Here is a 17,744-nt window from a genome sequence, read left to right as displayed (position 1 = left end):
CACCCCTGCCGGGTGCCATGGCGCAGCGCGATTTTTCCATCCTTGAGCGGAGTCAACTGTCATGAGCAACGATTCGATTCGCACCACCGCCCCGTATGCCGACCCGACAGAGCCTGCGCTGCCGGACCCGGGCATGCAGCTCGACCTGGCCCGCGCAGCACTGGTGGTCATCGACCCGCAGATCGACTTCCTCAGCCCCGAAGGTGTGAGCTGGGGTGTATTCGGCAAGAGTGTCGTCGAGCACGATGTGGTCAATCACCTCGGGCAGTTGTTTGCCGCTGCCAAAGAAGCAGGCATCACCGTCGCTGTTTCCCCGCACTATTACTACCCGTGCGATCACGACTGGCATTTCGGCGGGCCGCTGGAAAAGGTCATGCACAGCATCTGCATGTTCGATCGGCAGGGGCCGCTGAGCCTCGACGGTTTCGAAAACTCCGGTGCCGACTTCATGCCCGGGTTCAAGCCGTACATCCTCGACGGCAAGACCATTATCGCTTCGCCGCATAAAGTGTACGGCCCTGAAACCAATGACTTGGCGTTGCAACTGCGCAAGCACGGTGTTTCGCAAATCATACTGGCGGGGATGGCGGCGAACCTCTGTGTCGAGTCGCACCTGCGTGAGTTGCTGGAGCAGGGCTTTGAAGTGGCGGTGGTCCGCGACGCCACCGCCGGCCCGAGCACGCCTGAGGGCGATGGCTACCTGGCTGCGCTGATCAACTATCGCTACATCGCCAATGCCTTGTGGACCACGGCGCAGACGCTGGACTACCTCAAGACCTGATCGCCCTGATACTAGGGGGGAGACGGCTGTACCCGATTTACTGTAGGAGCGAGCATGCTCCGGGCGGCGTTCCGACGATGGTCGTCAACGATGACGCGGGGAGCCTGGCACCCCGCGGTGCCCTCAGGTTTTTCGCGAGCATGCTCGCTCCTACAGGTTCCAAAAAACCTATCGTGGACCGACCTCCCGTGCCGCTCGTGCACATTCGATGAAAGCCTTGAGCGTTGCCGGCACATGCCGTCGGCTTGGGTAGTACAGATGCAGGCCGGGGTAGTAGGGACACCAGTCGCCCAACACCTGGATCAGGCTGCCGTCGGCAATCTGCGCCTTGACCATGTCTTCGAAGATGTAGGCCAGGCCGACGCCCTGCAACGCCGGGCCGACCATCAGGCTGACGTCGCCCAGGGTCAGTGGGCCGTCTATCTCGATTTCCTGGGCGATTCCACCCCGTTCGAACTCCCAGCGATACATAGCGCCACTGGGGAAACGATGGCGGATGCACGGAAGGCCATGCAAATCCTCGGGCTTTTGCGGAATGGGATGTTTACGGAAAAAATCCGCTGAACCCACGACCACGGAACGCATGAAGCTGCCAATCGGCAGGGAGACCATGTCCGCCTCCAACCGAGCGCCGAAGCGTACGCCGGCATCAAAACCCTGCGCCACCACATCGACCAGCGCGTCGTCTGTCACGATCTCCAGTTTGACGTCCGGATAGGCTTCGAGGAACTTGCTGGCCAGTGGCAGCAACACCAGTTCGGCGGCCTGGCGACCCGCGGTGATTCTCAGGTTGCCCGAGGGTTTTTCGCGATAATGGTTCAGGTCTTCCAGGGCATCGTCGATATCACGAAAGGCCGGTTTGAGTCGGGCAAAGAGACGCTCGCCGGCTTCGGTCAGGCCGACGCTGCGGGTGGTGCGATTGAACAGCCTGACACCGAGTCGGTTCTCCAGGGTGCGCACCGCATGGCTCAAAGCAGAAGGGGTCAGCCCCAGTTCGACCGCTGCGCGGCTGAAGTTCAGGTGATTGGCCACGCACAGGAAGGTCGAGAGGTCAGCGGCCGAAGGCGCTTTCATATGTGAATACCTTTCACAAAGTCATGCAATATTGCTGGGATTATCACATCAGTAAGGCAGTTTTAAAGTAGCGTCAACTCATCAAGAAGGCCCGGCAATAACGCTCGGGTCGCTGAGAGGAGGAGTTGAAATGCGTACTTGGTTCATTACTGGGGCTTCCCGTGGTTTTGGTACTCTCATCGCAGAACGTGCTCTGCGTGCCGGCGACGCGGTGATTGCCACGGCCCGTAAGCCCGAAGAAATAGCTGCCAGGCTCGGCGATCATCCCAACCTGTTGGCCGTGCGCCTGGACGTGACCCGCGAGGAGCAAGCGCATCAGGCCGTCGCAGAAGGCATCAAGCGTTTCGGCCGCATCGATGTGCTGATCAACAATGCCGGGTTCGGCGTGCTGGGCGCGGTGGAAGAAACCAGCGCCAGCGAGACCGAGCGTCTGTTCGCCACCAACGTCTTCGGCGTGCTCAACGTGACCCGGGCGGTACTGCCGCACATGCGTCGCCAGCGCAGCGGACATGTGATCAACATTTCTTCCATCGGCGGCTACCACGCCTACATGGGCTGGGGTGTCTACGGTTCCACCAAGTTTGCGGTAGAAGGTATTACCGAAGCGCTACACCAGGAACTGGCGCCGCTAGGGATACATGCCACGGTGGTCGAGCCGGGCTTCTTCCGCACCGACTTCCTCGACGAGCAATCGCTGGTGAAGACCGCGCTGGAGCTGTCGGACTACGATGAAACCGTCGGCGCCATGCGCAAGCATGCCGAAGCCGCCAACCATGCCCAGCCGGGCGATCCGGTGAAGTTCGCCGACGCCATGCTGGCCCTGGTCAATGCACCGAAGCCGCCACAACGGCTGGCACTGGGCAGCGATACCATCGCGCGCATCGAAGCGAAAAACCGCTTTGTCGCCCAGGAATTGGCGCAATGGAACGAGCTGGCACTGTCCACCGATTTCAAGGACTGACTACACGCGCAACAAAAAATCCGGACCCATTCACAGGACTCCGGATTTTTTTGTGCATGAGATTTACCCTTGTAGGAGCGAGCATGCTCGCGAGAAACCCACGGGCGCCGCTGGGCATCTGGTTCTACGCGTTATCGTTCACGACCATCGTCGGAACGCCGCCCGGAACATGCTCGCTCCTACAGGAGATCAGCGGCATTCCATGCAGAAATAGGGCATGACGTCGGAGCTGGCATCGTAGCCATTGCTGCCATCGGCGTAATGATTGTGCCGCAGGCGGTCGGAGCCACCTTCTGCCACCCTTGTCCCGCGCATCGAGTTGTATCCGCCTGCGGCAACGTTGTTTTGCTTCAGTCGATCGGAACCGTCCGATGCCAGTTGCCGCTCGCGCAGGCGATCGGCGCCACCCTCGGCCAGTTGCCGTTCTCTCAAACGATCAGCCCCACCTTCGGCGACCTGATTCTGCTTGAGACGCTGCGCACCATCGGCAGCCAGTTGTGGTTCCTTGGTGCGGTCTGCACCCCCCTCGGCAGCGTTATGCACGGCCGTGTGGGCGCCGGACGTTCCGGCTCCCGCTTCGACGGCCTGTGCGTTGGCGGTGAGTAAAGCGAGGGCTGAAAGGAGGGCAAGTCCTGATGCAAGGCGGGGGGTGTTCATCATGTTCACCTAATGAGTCACGGGATTGTTCAAGCAACAAGTGGGCAGGCAGGAATGCCGGCTATTGCAGCCCTGACATTCGATGCCTGCATCTTAATTGCCTGAAAAACCCCGTCACTCATGCATAGGTTGTCAAGATCAACATCCAGGTATTAGCCGCTCATACGCAAGTATGCCGAGCGACTTTCAATCGGCAGGCAACACCGGCGGCTTGCCCTGGTCCTTCAGCAGAAAGACGACAAACTTCGCCGGCTTGTCGTTGCTGGCATTGCGGCCCACCGTGTGTATGTCGTTGGGGCCTTCATGGAAGCTCTGTCCGGGCATCAACGTGACTTCCTTGCCACCCTTGACCCCCATGACGATCGAGCCTTCGAGCACATAGATGAAACCGTGGGCGTCGTGTCGATGAACCGGGTCGGCACCGCCCGGCGGGTATTCGACGGTGAGCATCAGCACTTCCTTGCCGGGGTAATCGGGCAGCGCCGTGACCGACACTTCCTTGACGTCCGGAGGCGGCGCTTCGGCGGCCAGTGCCGTTGCAGTAGTGGTGAAGGACAGGGTAAACAGGGCGAGAAGCATGGGGGTTCGCATGGGATGCTCCTGATGAGAATAGTAGGCGGGTGCCAGTGTCTGACCGACTGGCTTGTCAGGCGCTGGTGCTCTTGAGCCATTGATCGAAGTGAATCTTGCCGAGGATGGGATTGGCGCCAGGGGTCAGTGACTGGTCGTTGATGATCGCGCCGTAATATCCGGCGTTGTCGTCGGTAATCACTTCACGCTGATCCTTGGTGTGTTGCAGGTAGGTTTTTGCGAACGACACCAGAGGTTGTTTGTCAGGGCCAGCCACTTCCTCGATTTTGCCGGTGGGCGCCGCCACGGCAATTTTGGCCAGTGCCGCGGCGACATCGGCCGAGGCGATCGGCTGCAGGGCGGCCGATGTCAGGCGAATGGTGTCGCCTTGTGCGCCTGATTGTGCAATGGCGCCGATGAACTCGAAGAACTGCGTAGCGCGCAGAATCGAGTAGGGCACTCCCGCGTTCTTGATCAATTCCTCCTGGGCCATCTTGGCGCGAAAGTAGCCGCTTTCGAGCATTCGCTCCGTGCCCACTACCGAAAGCGCGACGTGATGCTTGACCCCGGCGGCCTCCTCGGCGGCGGCAAGGTTGCGCCCGGATTGTTCGAAGAATTCCAGCACGGCGGCATCTTCGAACGAAGGTGAATTGGCGACGTCGACCACCACGTCGGCGCCTTGCAGGGCTGCCTGCAAGCCTTCTCCGGTGACTGCGTTGACGCCGGTACTCGGCGTGGCGGGCACCACATCATGTCCGCCTTCGCGCAGGAGTTTGCACAGTTGTGTTCCAATCAAGCCGGTACCGCCGATGACAACAATTTTCATGATTGAGTCTCCGTAAGTTGGTGTGGGGGTGGCGGCTGTACATGCCACTCACGTTGTGAGTAGCTAGTCTAGGCGGGCAAAAGCGCAGCGAGGCTTGGCGGGATGGACGGCACGCTTGGGCCTTGTACATCCGAAAAGCTTCGGCCATGGGCCCTGGTCATGCTCAAATGGCGGCCATTTTTTTCGCTGCAGGCGGGAGCTGGAAATGAACAAAACGGCCGTGATGACCCTCGTCCTGACCCTCGGTGCAGGCCTGTTCGCCACGCAAGCGAACGCGCAGGGCGATGCCGAGGCGGGCGGTAAACTGTTCAAGCGGGTGTGTGGTGGCTGCCATCAGATCGGCGAGTCGGCGCGGGCGTTTTTTGGTCCGCAACTCAACGGTGTTGTCGGACGGGTTGCCGGCAGCACCACGGACTATCAGTACTCCGATGCGATGAAATCGTCGGGCATTGTCTGGACGCGGGAAAAACTGGCGGCGTACATCGAGGACCCGAAAGCCGTGGTGTCGGGCACACGGATGATTTTCTGGGGGATCAGCGATCGAGAGAAGATCGATGATTTGCTGGCTTACATCCAGACCTTCCCGGCACCCTGAAAACTGGCAGATGTACCTCGACCTGTAGGAGCTGCCGCAGGCTGCGATCTTTTGATCTTGCTTTGGCCCTGGAAAAATCAAAAGATCGCAGCCTGCGGCAGCTCCTACAGGGGTGCATTTTTAGCGACGCAGTTCAGCGCAATGGTCCTGCTCCGGCTGCGCTGCCGTATACCACACATAATCCGCGCTGTCGGCGCTCACGGTCTTGCCCACTTCAGCCAGCACCAGCACTGCGTTACCTTCGCCAGCGCCGAGGTCCTGCAGGTGCAACGGCACCCCCAGATCCTTGCGCACATGGAACGCCCCGGCCAGCAATAGCGCAGGCGTCGGTGCCGCCAGCAGGCGTTCGGCCATGCGCCGGTCACGCTGTTGCTGCACAGCGAGCATCGCCGGCATTTGCGCTTCGGGCAGCAAGCCGCAATGGGACTCGCGGATATCGTCCAGCAATGTCGCTTGTACCCTTTGGGTAGTGGACGCTTCACCGCTGAGCGTCGGGCGCTGTTTGTAGATCTGCATGATCTGCGCCCGGTCCAGGTTGGCCGACAGCAGTGGGTAGGGTTGGCGCAGGGCGTAGGTGACCAGTGGGCCGTAGATGCCCCAATCCCAGTTGGCCTGCCAGGACAGCGCCTGGTAAGCGTCGGCTGGTGGTTGGCCGGCACGGGTCGCGGCCTGGGCCGCATCGACTTTTGCCTGTTGGTCGGGGTTGAGCATTTCCATCAACAGGCTGCCTTGCGGGCGCTGCGCCGCCAGTTGGCGCAGCAACCACAGTTGTAAGGCATGGTGATCGGGGTTGTCGTGTTGCTCGCCGACCAGCACCCGTGGCGCAACCGCCAGGCGCTCGACCAGCTCCTGCGGGGTGAGGGCGCGTCCGTTGGCGAGTTCGCGGATCAACCCGAGATCGGCGTGATCTCGCCCTTGCGGGGCGATCGCTGGTGGCGGCGCTGCGACGTAATGGGTTTGGCAGGCAGCCAGCAGGCTGACCAGGAATAACAGCACAATGCGCATCGGTTTTCCTTTTAGAACGGCGGGGATCAGCGCGCGATAATCAACGGATGACCGCGTTCCGGATGCCGCTGAATCAGCACTTGCAGCCCGTACACTGCTTCCAGCGCCTGGGCGTTCAGGACTTCATCCGGTGGACCATAGGCGTGCGGGCGACCCTCCTGCAACAGCAACAATTGATCGCAATAACGGGCAGCCAGGTTCAGGTCGTGCAGGATCACCAGTACCGCCGCACCGCGCCCGGCGAAATCGCGCACCGCTTGCAGGATGGTGTGCTGGTGCAGCGGATCGAGCATTGAGGTCGGCTCATCGAGCAGCAGGGTCTGACCCTCGGCACCCGGCCACAATTGTGCGAGCACGCGCGCCAGGTGCACACGCTGGCGTTCGCCACCGGACAGGGCCAGATAACTGCGTCCCGCCAGGTGCAGGGCGTCGGCGGCACTCAGGGCCTGGGCGACAATTTGCGCATCGCGCACGCGCCCGCTGGCATGGGGCAGGCGACCCATGCCCACCACTTCATTGACTGAGAAGGCAAAGTTCAGGCTCGAACTCTGGGGCAAGACCGCCAGGCGTCTGGCTCGCTCCTGGCCCGGCCAGTCGGCGAGTGCACGTTCGTCTAGGCTGACCGTGCCTGCGTTGGCCGGCAGCTCATCGCACAAGGCGGCCAGCAGCGTGCTTTTACCGGCGCCGTTGGGGCCCAGCACGCCGAGGACTTGACCCGGATGCAGCTCGATGTCGATGTCCGCCAGTACCGTGCGATTGCCGCGTCGCACCCCCAAGTTGTTGGCCCGTAGCATCAGGAACGCCCCCGTACCAGCAGATAAAGGAAGAAGGGCGCACCGATAAGCGCGGTGACGATGCCGATCGGCAACTCGGCCGGCGCCAGCAGCAAACGCGCGACCAGATCGGCCAGCAACAACAGGCTGGCGCCGGCCAGCAATGAAGCTGGCAGCAACACCCGATGATCGGGACCGACCAGCAGTCGCATCAGGTGCGGTACCACCAGGCCGATAAAGCCGATCAGGCCGGCCGCCGCCACTGCGGCCCCCACACCCAGCGCGGTGCACAGCACCAGCTCAAGCTTGATCCGCTCGACATTGAAGCCCAGGTGGCGGGCTTCGGACTCCCCCAACAGCAGCGCGTTGAGCGCCGCCGCGCGCCGCGGCAACCACAACGCCACGCCCACCGCCACGATCAGCAGCGGCCACAGGCGCGGGTAACTGGCGCCGTTGAGGCTGCCCAGGTTCCAGAAGGTCAGGGTGCGCAGCGTGGCGTCATCGGCCAGGTAGGTAAACAGGCCGACCCCGGCCCCGGCCATGGCGGTCATCGCCACGCCCGCCAACAACATGGTGGCGACGTTGGTCTGGCCGTCGCTGCGGCCAAAGCGATACACCACCGCCGTGACGATCAGGCCACCGGCGAATGCGCATACCGACAACAGGTACGGCTCGATGGCCGGCGGCAAACCGCCCAGCAGATTGCCACCGACGATGGCGACAGCCGCGCCCAGCGCCGCGCCGCCGGACACTCCGACCAGCCCCGGGTCTGCCAGCGGATTGCGAAATAACCCTTGCATGGCCACGCCGGACAACGCGAGCACCGCTCCCACCGCGATGCCGAGCAAACTGCGCGGCAGGCGAATCTGGCCGAGGATCAGCTGCGCCTGTTGGCTGTCGTCTCCCTCCACCGGCAATCCGAGCAGCCGCAACCCGGCCAGCAATGTATCGCCCAGCGGCAGGCTGACCGGCCCCAGGGCCAGGGACAGCCAGAACACCAGCAGCAATAACAGACCCAGGGTAATCAGCATCGGCCGTGGCCGAACGATGGCCGTCATCGGGTGCTCTCTGTTGCCTGGCGCTCGGCAGCCTGCACCTGTGGCAGGGTGCCAGCCACGGCCATTTGGCTCGGGAGCATGCCGGCGCACGCTAGCAGTGATTTGATACGCATCAGGGCGCTTCCTTAGTGGATCAGGGCGGTGGCGGTTTCGGCCAGGGCATGCCGAACAGCTGGGTGAACCGTTCACCGTCGACATCGAAACCTTCAAAGCGGGTGATGATGCCATCGACGCACAGTTTGCGCACACGCCCCTATTAAGTTCTGCGTTGTGAACCTGAGGTGGCGGGAGGTAGCAGATAGACCATGGCGCCGGGTTCGCCGGTAAGTTGGATCGCCGCACCGCTAGCTCTTACGGGTTTACTGGCTGGAGAAAAAACGCCCGCCAGAAAACCAGTGGCGGGCGCTTGGGAAAGGTCCCGGTCCAGCAAGGAGTGGGCTGGCCGGGATTCAGGCGAAATTTCACATCACCCGGCGAGGCCAGGCGGTTGGCTCAGTGGCTGGCAGCGCAGGCGATTGAGCGTCAGCAAGCGCATCACATAACCGAGCTTGATGGCGGTCGGGCCGAGTATCGTCATGGCATGGGCCATCACCAGGCTGGGTAGCGACAGATATTGATCCAGGCCATAGGCCAGGATGGCCCCGGCGACCAGTGCAATCAGCCCGCCGATCAACATGACGTGGGACAACGTCAAGACCCGATACGGATGCTCGAAAAAACCATACATGTCGGTTACCTGCGACTGGCAGTGACAGGGGGCACGGCCGTATTAATCGTCTTCAGGCCACCGGGATCAACGGATCGGCCGCCGCCAGCGCCACGGCACGATCAGCCGCCGGCGGATAGATCCACAGGGTGTTGATCTGGGTCTTGAGTTCCTTGGCTTCGTGCTTGACCAGCTTGACCTCGCGCTCCCAGCCCTCAGTGAACACCGCGCCCCAGGCGCCCAGGTCCAGGCAGGTGACATACTTGGGTTGGCTGTAGGCCATCGGCTCCACACCCAGCAGCTCCGCGGCGACGTTGTTTCCGGCATAGCGCCCCAGGGCGATGGCATGCTGGCAGGACATTGCCGCGAAGTTACCCTGGTCATCGGTGGCAGCGTAGGCCACGTCGCCGCTGGCGTACACATCGGCGTGGCCTCGCACCTTGAGGTGCTGATCGACATGCAGGCGGCCCTGATGATCGCGAGTACCTTGCACTTGTTCGGTCAGCGAGTTGGCACGGAAACCGACGGTCCAGATCACGGTGTTGGATTCGATGCGCTGGCCATCGGCAAGGATGACGCCATTGGCATCGACCGCGGCAACGGTAGCGTTGAGAACCCACTCGATGCCCAGGTGCTGCGAGGCTTCGACGATCGAGGGGCGGATCCCATCGCCCAGAGCAGCGGCGACTTGCGGGGCACGGTCAACCACGATGACCCGGATGTCGACGTTTTCACCGAGGACGGCACGCAGGCGTGCCGGCATTTCGGTCGCGGTTTCAATCCCGGTGAAACCACCGCCAGCCACCACCACGGTATTGCGGGCGGCGCTGACCGGCTTGTCCTTCAGTGACTTGATGTGAGCTTCCAGGCGAGTGGCGGATTCGATCTCGTCGACATCGAAGGCGTGCTCCAGCATGCCTTCGACCGGCGGACGCATCAGCTTGCTGCCGGCGGCCAGCACCAGGCGATCATAGGTCAGCGTGCCCTGGATGCCCGCGGCGTTGGTGTAGCGGACCTGTTTGTTGTGCTCGTCGATGACCTCGGCCGAACCCTTGACGAATTTTACTCCCACGGCGTCGAACAGTTCGTGCAGCGGTGCAGTCATGGTGTGCACCTCAGGCTCGTAGAAGCGCGGGCGGATGCGCAACTCGGCCTGAGGAGCCAACACGGTGATCTCGACGTCGTTTCGATCGTGCTTGTCCAACAGGCGGGCAGCGCTCAACGCGCTCCAGACCCCACCGAACCCTGCACCAATAATCAAGATTTGCTGTTTCATTGTTTAGCTCCTGAAGAACAATCGAGTGCCGCTTAATCTTGAGCAGATGTTATTCGAGGGGTTTAACGCTGACACTGCTACATAGGGTAAGCCCGGGTATGACTAAGTATTAACGGGCTATACCAAAGTGTTAGTGGCTTGAATGACCAGAGTTCAGTGGCGTCGCTCAAGTACTGTTTTGATACAGTCGAGCAACTTTTCGATGGGGAAGGGCTTGGGGAAAAAGGCAATCGGCTGCATGGCTTGAGACCCCGGCGGACGCTGCGCGCAGGGATTTCCGGTGATGAAGATGACCGGGATATGCATGCCCCTGGTCGCCAGTGCTTCATACATCGTGATTCCGTCCATCTCCGGCATTTGTATATCGCAGATCAGGCAAGATGTAATAAGCGGGCCGTCGGAGTTGAGATATTCATACGGCCCCACGTAGGTTCGCACCGTATAGCCACTGGATCGCAATAAAGTATCCAGCGCCATTCGAAGCGAATCATCGTTATCGACGACGGCAATCATTGCCTCGTTGTGCATAGTGAAGTCCTGCGTAGTCACGCAGAGCAATTAGAGGCACTGCGCTATTATTGCAAGATACGCCGTCCTGAAAGGGTGCACAGTATACGTGGGTATAGTTATCGGCTGGCGGGCCGGGCCGAGAGCACCTCGGCCATGCGCACCAGGTCGGCAAAGGAGCGTGCGCCCATCTTGCGCATGGCCTGGCCGCGGTGGATTTTCACGGTGATTTCGCTCAGGCCGATTTCCCCGGCTATCTGCTTGTTCATCAAGCCCGAAGTCGCCAGCGTCATCACGGTTTGTTCCCGCGCGGTCAACGTCTGGTGGCGCGCTTGCAATTGCTCGGCGTGGCGCTCGGACTCGCGACGCTGTTTATCACGACCATGGGCGGCGCACACCGCATCGATCAGGTCCTGTTCACGAAACGGCTTGGTCAGGAAATCCACCGCGCCAGCTTTCATCGCTCGCACTGTCATGGCGATGTCGCCGTACCCGGTGATGAACACGATGGGTACCTTGATGCCGGCGACGGCCAGTTCGTTTTGAAAGTCCAGGCCGCTGCTGCCTTGTAACCGTACATCCAGCACCAGGCAACTGTCGGTGTCCGGGCGCTGGTACTGCATGAAGTCGGCGACTGAGCCGAACAGCTCGACCCGTAAGCCGATGGAGCGCAGCAGGCTGCCGAGGGATTCGCGCAGCGGCGCATCGTCGTCGACGATGAACACCATGGACTCGGTGTGATTGATCTGGTTGAGCGACTGCCGTTCGTTCATGTTTGATTCCCCAAGGGCTCAATGGCGGCCCGTATCGGCAGGGCAACCAGAAACGAACTGCCCTGGCCCACAGTGCTGGTGGCCCAGATCCGGCCAGCGTGGAAATCAATGATCGAGCGGCAGATGCAAAGCCCCATGCCCAGGCCGTTTTCCTTGGTGGTGAAGAACGGCGTGAACAACTGCGGCAAGACCTCGGGGGCAATCCCCGGACCCTGGTCGGCCACCTCCAGCACGGCCTCGTTGTCCTTCACCCAGGTACGAATCAGCAGTGACCGTTGTGTGGCGTCGACCGCATCCATGGCCTGGCAGGCGTTGATGATCAGGTTGATGATGACTTGCTGCAGTTGCACGCGGTCGGCACTGACCTGGGGGTTGAATGTACCCAACTCGATTTTCGGACTGATCTGGTGATGGGCAAGTTCACAGCGGACCAGGCTCAAGGTCTCGCTGACAATGTCGTTGAGCGATTCGTTCTGGCGCAGCGGGTCGCATTTGCGCGACAAGGCCCAGACATGGCGGGTGATTTCGCTTGCCCGATGGGCGCTGGCGATGATTTGTTGCAGTGCCTTGCGTGCTTCGACCAGATCGGGCTGCGGGCGGCTCAGCCAGTTGCGGCAGGCTTCGCCGCTGCTGGCGATCGCCGCCAGCGGTTGATTGATTTCATGGGCGATGGACGCTGCCAGTTCGCCCAGGGCTGTCATGCGGGTGACATGGGCGAGTTGGGCGTGGGCAGGATTTTTTGTCCGGGGGTCGAGCATACGCGCCTCGGTTTTCTGGTCGGGCTGGGAGCGGAGAGTAGGTCCGGTATCCTAGGAGCACGCGATCTCAGTCCGTTAGGACAAAAAACCCGAAATAAAAGCCAAGGCGCGGTACAACGATCAGGTCTTGCTGGCGGCCAGGTAGGCGCCCAGGCGCCGGCCCATTTCCTCGCCCAGTGCCTGCAAGCCACTGAGGGGGCGGACCATCACTTCGAAATCGACAATTTTTCCCTGCTCGTCAAAGCGGATCATGTCGATGCCCTTGAGCTGTTTGTCGCCGACCCTGGCGCTGAATTCCAGAATCACGTTCAAGCCGTCGGCGCTCGCCAGTTCGCGATGATAGGTGAAATCTTCGAACACCTTGGACACCGTGTTGAGAATCATCGAAACCACCGGTGCCCCGGGATACGGCGTGTGGGCCATGGGCGAGCGAAACACCGCTTGCGGGTCCAGCAACGCAGGCAAGGCCTTGAGATCGCCGGTGCGGATCATCGCGTGCCACAGGCTCAGGGACTCTGCCGCCTTGGGGTGCAGTTGCAGTTCAGACATATTCAACTCCTGTTTTTTGTTGTTGTTCAAAACGTGCAGAACACTTCCTGTAGGAGCGAGCACGCTCCGGGCGGCGTTCCGACGAAAAACCTGAGAGCGCCGCGGGGTGTCAGGCTCGCTGCGTTATCGTTGACCTCCATCGCGAGCATGCTCGCTCCTACAGGGGGGAGATTGGTTTCGATCATAGATCCGTGATGCACAGCTCCCCTGTAGCGCGGATCAACGCCTGGCCATGCAGCGCATCCTTGATCAGGTCCGAGCGCTGCGCCGCCAGCCACTGCGGGCATTCCGGATCGACACGATAGGGCACGAAAGCGGCGTATTGCTGCAACAGGCGGGCTTGCAGTTCGTCCTGCTTTGCGCGCAGTTGAGTGAGGTCTGGCCGTGGCAGGTCGGGTGCCTTGTGCGCGGCTTGCCATTGCGCGATCAGTCCGTACTGCACCAGCTTGTTGGCTTCGATCTGCGCGGCGATCAAGTCGGCGGCTTCGTCCGGGTTCACGTTGCTACCGGTTGCCTGCTTCCTGGCGTTGTTGATGAGCAGGGTTTCCCGTGCGGTATCCTGGATCGGTTTGCCACTGTCCCACTTGGCCAGCGCCACCAGGTCGGCAATGTCCAGGCGCTCATTGATGGTGTTCAGCAGTGGCTGCAGCGTTTCGGGTGCCGGGGAGGGCGTGGCGGCATGGGCGACGCTGGCGAGTAAGCCGAACAGCGAACAAGCCAGGACTTGCGGCAAGCGTGGGCAGCGGAACATAAGCAACCTCTCGGGCACGGGATGCGCATCAGGTCTTATGTATCACAGCTGAGCCAGATGAACGATAGTTCAGCGAGCACTTTCGCAATATCCCGGTTGCGCCTCAGTCGCCGGCCAGCATCCGCTCGATCTGCGCCAGCTCCCAGGTGCTGAGCAAACTCACCGGGTCAGTCCCGAAACGCTGACCACCGTCGAACACGCGGCCATCCGGGCTCTGGCAATGCAGGCAGTGACGCAAGTGAAGGTGGTCGACATCGAGGCTCAAGCGCCAACCTTCGATGTCGATGAATACCGGACCGGCTTGCCCGTCAAGTCGCCGGAGCGGGCGCAGGCCCAAGGCGGCGTCGCGCAGTTGCTGGTAAATCTCTCGGGCAGTAAGGGGCGGCACAGGTGTCTCCGGCGGGATGGCGGCATGGCCAGAATCGGGCACACAGGATAGACGATCGCGATCCAGGGGTAGAACCCTGTGACGAAAAAGCCCGGCTGATCAGGCCGGGCTTTTTGTGGGTGCGGTGAAGCGATGGGATCAGGCGACAGTGTTGCCTTGCAGGCGGTCAGAACCATCGGCGGCGACAGTGTTGCCTTGCAGGCGGTCGGAGCCATCGGCGGCGACGGTGTTGCCTTGCAGGCGGTCGGAGCCATCGGCGGCGACGGTGTTGCCTTGCAGGCGGTCGGAGCCATCGGCAGCGACGGTGTTGCCTTGCAGGCGGTCGGAACCATCGGCAGCGACGGTGTTGCCTTGCAGGCGATCCGAACCATCGGCAGCGACGCGATTCTCGATCAAGCGATCCGAACCACCCTCGGCCACCCGGCTTTCAATCAGACGATCCGAGCCACCTTCAGCCACGACAGGCTGAACAGAGGTAGCGGCAAAAGCGTTAACTGCGAAAACCGAGAAAGCGATGCTGAGGAGGGTTTGGCGTTTCATGATCGTGTGCTCCGGGGTGTAGTTGTTTGGTATGGAGCTGATGTTACGCCGTGGAGTTTTTAAGAGAACTTCATTGAGGTGATGGTGAACATCGATGCGATTGATAGAGTCAGTGGCCTGCCTCGTGTAGGCATGATGATAGAGCGCAGCCTGTCGTCGGCTGTGACGCCCGGCCAGGTGCACAGGGGTATGCTGGGTTTTCGCAGGTTCCGCACTCTGATCGAGAGGATAAACCGATGCACGACTATTACGACCTGGGCACCTACAGCCGCCCCGTGACGACGAGCTCAGCCCAAACCCAACTCTGGTTCGACCGCGGCCTGATGTGGTGCTACGGCTACAACCACGACGAAGCCATCCGTTGTTTCCAGAAGGCCCTGGAGCACGACCGCAACTGCGCGATGGCCTACTGGGGCATCGCCTATGCCTCGGGACCCAACTACAACAAGCGCTGGGACGCCTTCATCGAACAAGAGCTCAAGGAGGCCGTGGCCCAGGCGCGACTGGCGACACAAATCGCCTTGGTGCACCTCGAAGGTACGACGCCAGTGGAGCAAGCCCTGATCCACGCGTTGCAGCAACGTTACCAGGCCGAGCAGACGAGCAGCGTAGATGAGCTCTTTACCTGGAACGATGCCTATGCGGCGTCCATGCGCGATGTGTACCAGCGATTTCCCGACGATCCAGATGTGGTGGCGCTGTTCGCCGAAGCGCTGATTGACCGCACGCCCTGGCAGTTATGGGACTTGAAAACCGGCCAGCCGGCGGCTGGCGCCGACACCCTGGAAACCGTGGCCGTGCTTGAGCGGGCCCTGCAACGCATGGAGCAACACGGCGAAGCGCCGCACGCCGGCGTACTGCACATGTACGTCCACACCCTGGAAATGTCGCCGTACCCGGAACGGGCCCTGCGCGCGGGCGATATCCTGCGCGACCTGGTACCGGATGCCGGACACCTGCGCCATATGCCGTCGCACATCGACGTGCTCTGCGGCGATTATCGCGGGGCCATGATCACCAATCAGCGGGCAATCGAGGCCGACAGTCTCTATCTGGCCAAGGAAGGGCCAATCAACTTCTACACCCTGTACCGCAGCCACAATTACCATTTCAAACTCTACTCGGCGATGTTCCTCGGTCAGTACCAGCCGGCCCTGGAAGCCGCCGAGCAACTGGCCGAAACCATCAAGGAAGACCTCCTGCGGGTGGAAACACCGCCCATGGCCGACTGGCTCGAAAGCTTCGTCTCGATGAAGGCCCACGTGCAGATCCGCTTCGGCAAATGGCAAGACATCCTCGCCACACCATCGCCCCAGGACCCGACGCTGTACTGCGTGACCACGGCCATGCTGCACTACGCCAAAGGCGTGGCCTTTGCGGCTTGCGGGCAAGTCGCCAACGCCGAGACCGAGCATCACCTGTTCCTTGAGGCCTGGGCCCGGGTGCCGGACACGCGCTACCTCTTCAACAACAAATGCAACGATATCCTGGCGGTGGCCGCGGGCATGCTGCGCGGCGAAATCGAGTACCGCAAAGGTAACTTCGACGAAGCTTTCGCTCACCTGCGCGAGGCGCAATCGCTGGACGATCACCTGCCTTACGACGAGCCCTGGGGCTGGATGCAACCGGTGCGCCACGCACTGGGCGCGCTGTTGCTGGAACAGGGCAGGGTGGAAGAAGCCCTGCACGCCTATCGTGCCGACCTGGGCCTGGACAACACCCTCAGTCGCGCGTCCTGGCACCTGGACAACGTGTGGAGCCTGCACGGCTACGTGGAATGCTTGAAGCGCCTGGGTCGCGATGGCGAAGCGGCCGCTGCGCAGGTTCGTCTCAACCTGGCCATGGCCCGGGCGGATGTGGAGATTTCGGCGTCGTGTTTTTGCCGCAACGGCGAGCGTTGCCGCCACTAGGTGCGAGATTTGCCTCAAGCCTCGTTGATCTGGCTGACACTGGTGATCTGCCCGTTCCAGACCATCTCGTAATGAGCGGTCTGGATGATTGAAGAGACAGGCCTTGGCGTCATCAACGCCCAGCAATCACTGCCTGGCAGGCGCACCGAGCGATAACGCAGGCCTGGGTAGCCAGCTTTCCTGATTGCCCGGCCCAGTGCGTGGGAATGGCTGTAATCGTCAGGCGCATACACCGGGTCGTTGATCGGCAGGGCGGTGGCGTCTTTCATCCCCGTATCCATGAATGAACACGACAGTCCCCTGAACACAAACCGCTCATAGTTCAGGCCCGATACCTTCGACCAGTACAGGCCCTGGTGATACCTCACCTCGGCCAGTGCGGTTTCCATCGAATCCGCCAGGTACAACACCCCATAGCTGCCATCGCTGAACCGCGAGCCCGCCGGATTGATGTGAGTGAAAGGCGCGGTGGCGTACGAGCAGCCAGCAATCCCGAACGGGATTTCGCTCCGTGGGATCAACTCAAGCTCACCGACCTCATTCTTCAATCGGGGATTGGTCAGCGCCTGAATCTCGAACAGCACCTCAAATTCATCCGCGCTCGCCACGTCGTCGAACAATGCAATCGGCGGAAACTTAGAGTTGACCAGCCGGTAAGCCTGCAATGCCTGCCCGGCAAACACCGCCAGCTCGCTCAACGTCACCATTGCGCGCCCCGCAGCATATCGATGCGCCGAAAGGTCTCGTACAGGGAAATCATGTCGCCCTGGGCCATGATCACCAGCGGCGAGCGCCCATTGAAAAACTCGTTGTCATTGGCCATCGAGACGAAGCCATAGACGTTGTCCGGATTGTCGAACACCAGGCGCAACGTGGCGTGAATGTTCAACACAAGACTGATGCGCTGCATCTGGTCCGCATCCAGCGCCACCGCCCAGTCAGGATCATGCTGGCGCGCGCGGGTGTAGGTGCTGCGGGAAATGCGCAGGATACGACAGGCCTGCTCGCTGCTGGCGTGCCACTTTTCCAGAATGCCCACCGCAGCGCGCAGGCCGGTGACGCATTGGTTTTTGCTGAAAGATTGGGGCTGGGAAGCGACGGCCATGTGCATTACCTGTCTTTGAGTCCTTAGAATCAAACATAAGTATATTGAGTCTACAGAACAAGCGGCTCTCGACCAGCGGCAGCTGCAGGAAACAGCGATACGGCGAACCATGCGCTGTGGTGTCTTTTCTGCACCGCGTCATCGTTCTTCGCTGGCAAGCCTGGCTCTTACGGCCCGATGA

22 protein-coding genes are annotated in these 17,744 nt (G+C 61.3%); 4 read left to right on the top strand and 18 right to left on the bottom strand.

The window, feature by feature from the left end; all coding sequences use genetic code 11:
- The first annotated feature begins 61 nt into the window (after positions 1 to 61).
- Positions 62 to 781, top strand: a complete 720-nt coding sequence (locus tag PSUM_RS08675) for a cysteine hydrolase family protein (protein ID WP_033042620.1) — start codon at positions 62 to 64, stop codon at positions 779 to 781.
- 168 nt (positions 782 to 949) lie between these two features.
- Here the strand turns inward: PSUM_RS08675 and PSUM_RS08670 are convergent, their stop codons facing one another.
- Positions 950 to 1,855, bottom strand: coding sequence for a LysR family transcriptional regulator (locus tag PSUM_RS08670; RefSeq protein WP_083349368.1), 906 nt, complete (start codon positions 1,853 to 1,855; stop codon positions 950 to 952).
- 130 nt (positions 1,856 to 1,985) lie between these two features.
- Here PSUM_RS08670 and PSUM_RS08665 point away from each other — a divergent pair, with 130 nt between their 5' ends.
- The gene (locus PSUM_RS08665; protein WP_083349367.1) at positions 1,986 to 2,816 is read left to right on the top strand and encodes an oxidoreductase; all 831 of its coding nucleotides are present in this window, start codon (positions 1,986 to 1,988) and stop codon (positions 2,814 to 2,816) included.
- Positions 2,817 to 3,005: 189 nt separating this feature from the next.
- Here PSUM_RS08665 and PSUM_RS08660 read toward each other — a convergent pair whose 3' ends face one another.
- The 3 genes from PSUM_RS08660 to PSUM_RS08650 form a co-directional block, all read right to left on the bottom strand.
- Positions 3,006 to 3,473, bottom strand: a complete 468-nt coding sequence (locus tag PSUM_RS08660; RefSeq protein ID WP_080725403.1) for a hypothetical protein — start codon at positions 3,471 to 3,473, stop codon at positions 3,006 to 3,008.
- Positions 3,474 to 3,659: 186 nt separating this feature from the next.
- Entirely contained in the window at positions 3,660 to 4,064 is a 405-nt protein-coding gene (locus PSUM_RS08655; RefSeq protein WP_083349366.1) for a cupin domain-containing protein, read from the bottom strand.
- Between the two features lie 55 nt (positions 4,065 to 4,119).
- A complete protein-coding gene (locus tag PSUM_RS08650; RefSeq protein WP_083349365.1) occupies positions 4,120 to 4,869 on the bottom strand; it encodes an SDR family oxidoreductase in 750 nt (249 codons plus the stop codon).
- 205 nt (positions 4,870 to 5,074) lie between these two features.
- Between PSUM_RS08650 and PSUM_RS08645 the strand changes: the two genes are divergently transcribed.
- Positions 5,075 to 5,464 (top strand): c-type cytochrome, encoded by a 390-nt coding sequence (locus tag PSUM_RS08645; protein WP_083349364.1) that lies wholly within the window; start codon positions 5,075 to 5,077, stop codon positions 5,462 to 5,464.
- Between the two features lie 120 nt (positions 5,465 to 5,584).
- Here the strand turns inward: PSUM_RS08645 and PSUM_RS08640 are convergent, their stop codons facing one another.
- The 12 genes from PSUM_RS08640 to PSUM_RS08580 all read right to left on the bottom strand — a co-directional run bounded on the left by PSUM_RS08640 (position 5,585) and on the right by PSUM_RS08580 (position 14,548).
- A complete protein-coding gene (locus tag PSUM_RS08640) occupies positions 5,585 to 6,469 on the bottom strand; it encodes a ChaN family lipoprotein (RefSeq protein WP_083349363.1) in 885 nt (294 codons plus the stop codon).
- A 26-nt stretch (positions 6,470 to 6,495) separates the two neighbouring features.
- On the bottom strand, positions 6,496 to 7,263 hold the full coding sequence (locus tag PSUM_RS08635; RefSeq protein ID WP_083349362.1) for a heme ABC transporter ATP-binding protein: 768 nt from the start codon (positions 7,261 to 7,263) through the stop codon (positions 6,496 to 6,498).
- The gene (locus PSUM_RS08630) at positions 7,263 to 8,246 is read right to left on the bottom strand and encodes a FecCD family ABC transporter permease (protein WP_162276376.1); all 984 of its coding nucleotides are present in this window, start codon (positions 8,244 to 8,246) and stop codon (positions 7,263 to 7,265) included. The genes PSUM_RS08635 and PSUM_RS08630 overlap by 1 nt, the downstream gene beginning before the upstream one ends.
- Before the next feature lie 520 nt (positions 8,247 to 8,766).
- Positions 8,767 to 9,027: a transmembrane sensor/regulator PpyR gene (locus PSUM_RS08625; RefSeq protein ID WP_083349361.1), complete on the bottom strand. Its 261-nt coding sequence runs from the start codon at positions 9,025 to 9,027 to the stop codon at positions 8,767 to 8,769.
- 52 nt (positions 9,028 to 9,079) lie between these two features.
- The gene (locus PSUM_RS08620; protein WP_083349360.1) at positions 9,080 to 10,282 is read right to left on the bottom strand and encodes an NAD(P)/FAD-dependent oxidoreductase; all 1,203 of its coding nucleotides are present in this window, start codon (positions 10,280 to 10,282) and stop codon (positions 9,080 to 9,082) included.
- 153 nt (positions 10,283 to 10,435) lie between these two features.
- Entirely contained in the window at positions 10,436 to 10,810 is a 375-nt protein-coding gene (locus PSUM_RS08615) for a response regulator transcription factor (protein ID WP_083349359.1), read from the bottom strand.
- Positions 10,811 to 10,908: 98 nt separating this feature from the next.
- Positions 10,909 to 11,562, bottom strand: coding sequence for a response regulator transcription factor (locus tag PSUM_RS08610; RefSeq protein WP_083349358.1), 654 nt, complete (start codon positions 11,560 to 11,562; stop codon positions 10,909 to 10,911).
- Positions 11,559 to 12,320 (bottom strand): sensor histidine kinase, encoded by a 762-nt coding sequence (locus PSUM_RS08605; protein ID WP_083349357.1) that lies wholly within the window; start codon positions 12,318 to 12,320, stop codon positions 11,559 to 11,561. Before PSUM_RS08605 ends, PSUM_RS08610 begins: the two co-directional genes overlap by 4 nt.
- Positions 12,321 to 12,440: 120 nt before the next feature.
- Positions 12,441 to 12,869, bottom strand: coding sequence for a nuclear transport factor 2 family protein (locus tag PSUM_RS08600; RefSeq protein WP_033043395.1), 429 nt, complete (start codon positions 12,867 to 12,869; stop codon positions 12,441 to 12,443).
- A 181-nt stretch (positions 12,870 to 13,050) separates the two neighbouring features.
- Positions 13,051 to 13,620 (bottom strand): chorismate mutase, encoded by a 570-nt coding sequence (locus PSUM_RS08590; RefSeq protein WP_020796917.1) that lies wholly within the window; start codon positions 13,618 to 13,620, stop codon positions 13,051 to 13,053.
- A gap of 103 nt (positions 13,621 to 13,723) precedes the next feature.
- Positions 13,724 to 14,008, bottom strand: coding sequence for a DUF7693 family protein (locus PSUM_RS08585; RefSeq protein WP_020796918.1), 285 nt, complete (start codon positions 14,006 to 14,008; stop codon positions 13,724 to 13,726).
- Between the two features lie 138 nt (positions 14,009 to 14,146).
- Positions 14,147 to 14,548, bottom strand: a complete 402-nt coding sequence (locus tag PSUM_RS08580; protein ID WP_083349355.1) for a hypothetical protein — start codon at positions 14,546 to 14,548, stop codon at positions 14,147 to 14,149.
- 236 nt (positions 14,549 to 14,784) lie between these two features.
- On the opposite strand from PSUM_RS08580, the gene PSUM_RS08575 reads away from it, so the two are divergent.
- The gene (locus PSUM_RS08575; RefSeq protein WP_083349354.1) at positions 14,785 to 16,458 is read left to right on the top strand and encodes a tetratricopeptide repeat protein; all 1,674 of its coding nucleotides are present in this window, start codon (positions 14,785 to 14,787) and stop codon (positions 16,456 to 16,458) included.
- A gap of 14 nt (positions 16,459 to 16,472) precedes the next feature.
- Here the strand turns inward: PSUM_RS08575 and PSUM_RS08570 are convergent, their stop codons facing one another.
- Positions 16,473 to 17,165, bottom strand: a complete 693-nt coding sequence (locus PSUM_RS08570) for an RES family NAD+ phosphorylase (RefSeq protein ID WP_083349353.1) — start codon at positions 17,163 to 17,165, stop codon at positions 16,473 to 16,475.
- The gene (locus PSUM_RS08565; RefSeq protein ID WP_033043897.1) at positions 17,159 to 17,563 is read right to left on the bottom strand and encodes an antitoxin Xre-like helix-turn-helix domain-containing protein; all 405 of its coding nucleotides are present in this window, start codon (positions 17,561 to 17,563) and stop codon (positions 17,159 to 17,161) included. The genes PSUM_RS08570 and PSUM_RS08565 overlap by 7 nt, the downstream gene beginning before the upstream one ends.
- Between the last annotated feature and the right edge of the window lie 181 nt (positions 17,564 to 17,744).

It is taken from the genome of Pseudomonas umsongensis (assembly GCF_002236105.1).
Classification (GTDB): domain Bacteria; phylum Pseudomonadota; class Gammaproteobacteria; order Pseudomonadales; family Pseudomonadaceae; genus Aquipseudomonas; species Aquipseudomonas umsongensis.
This window is presented reverse-complemented; position numbering and strand designations above follow the sequence as displayed.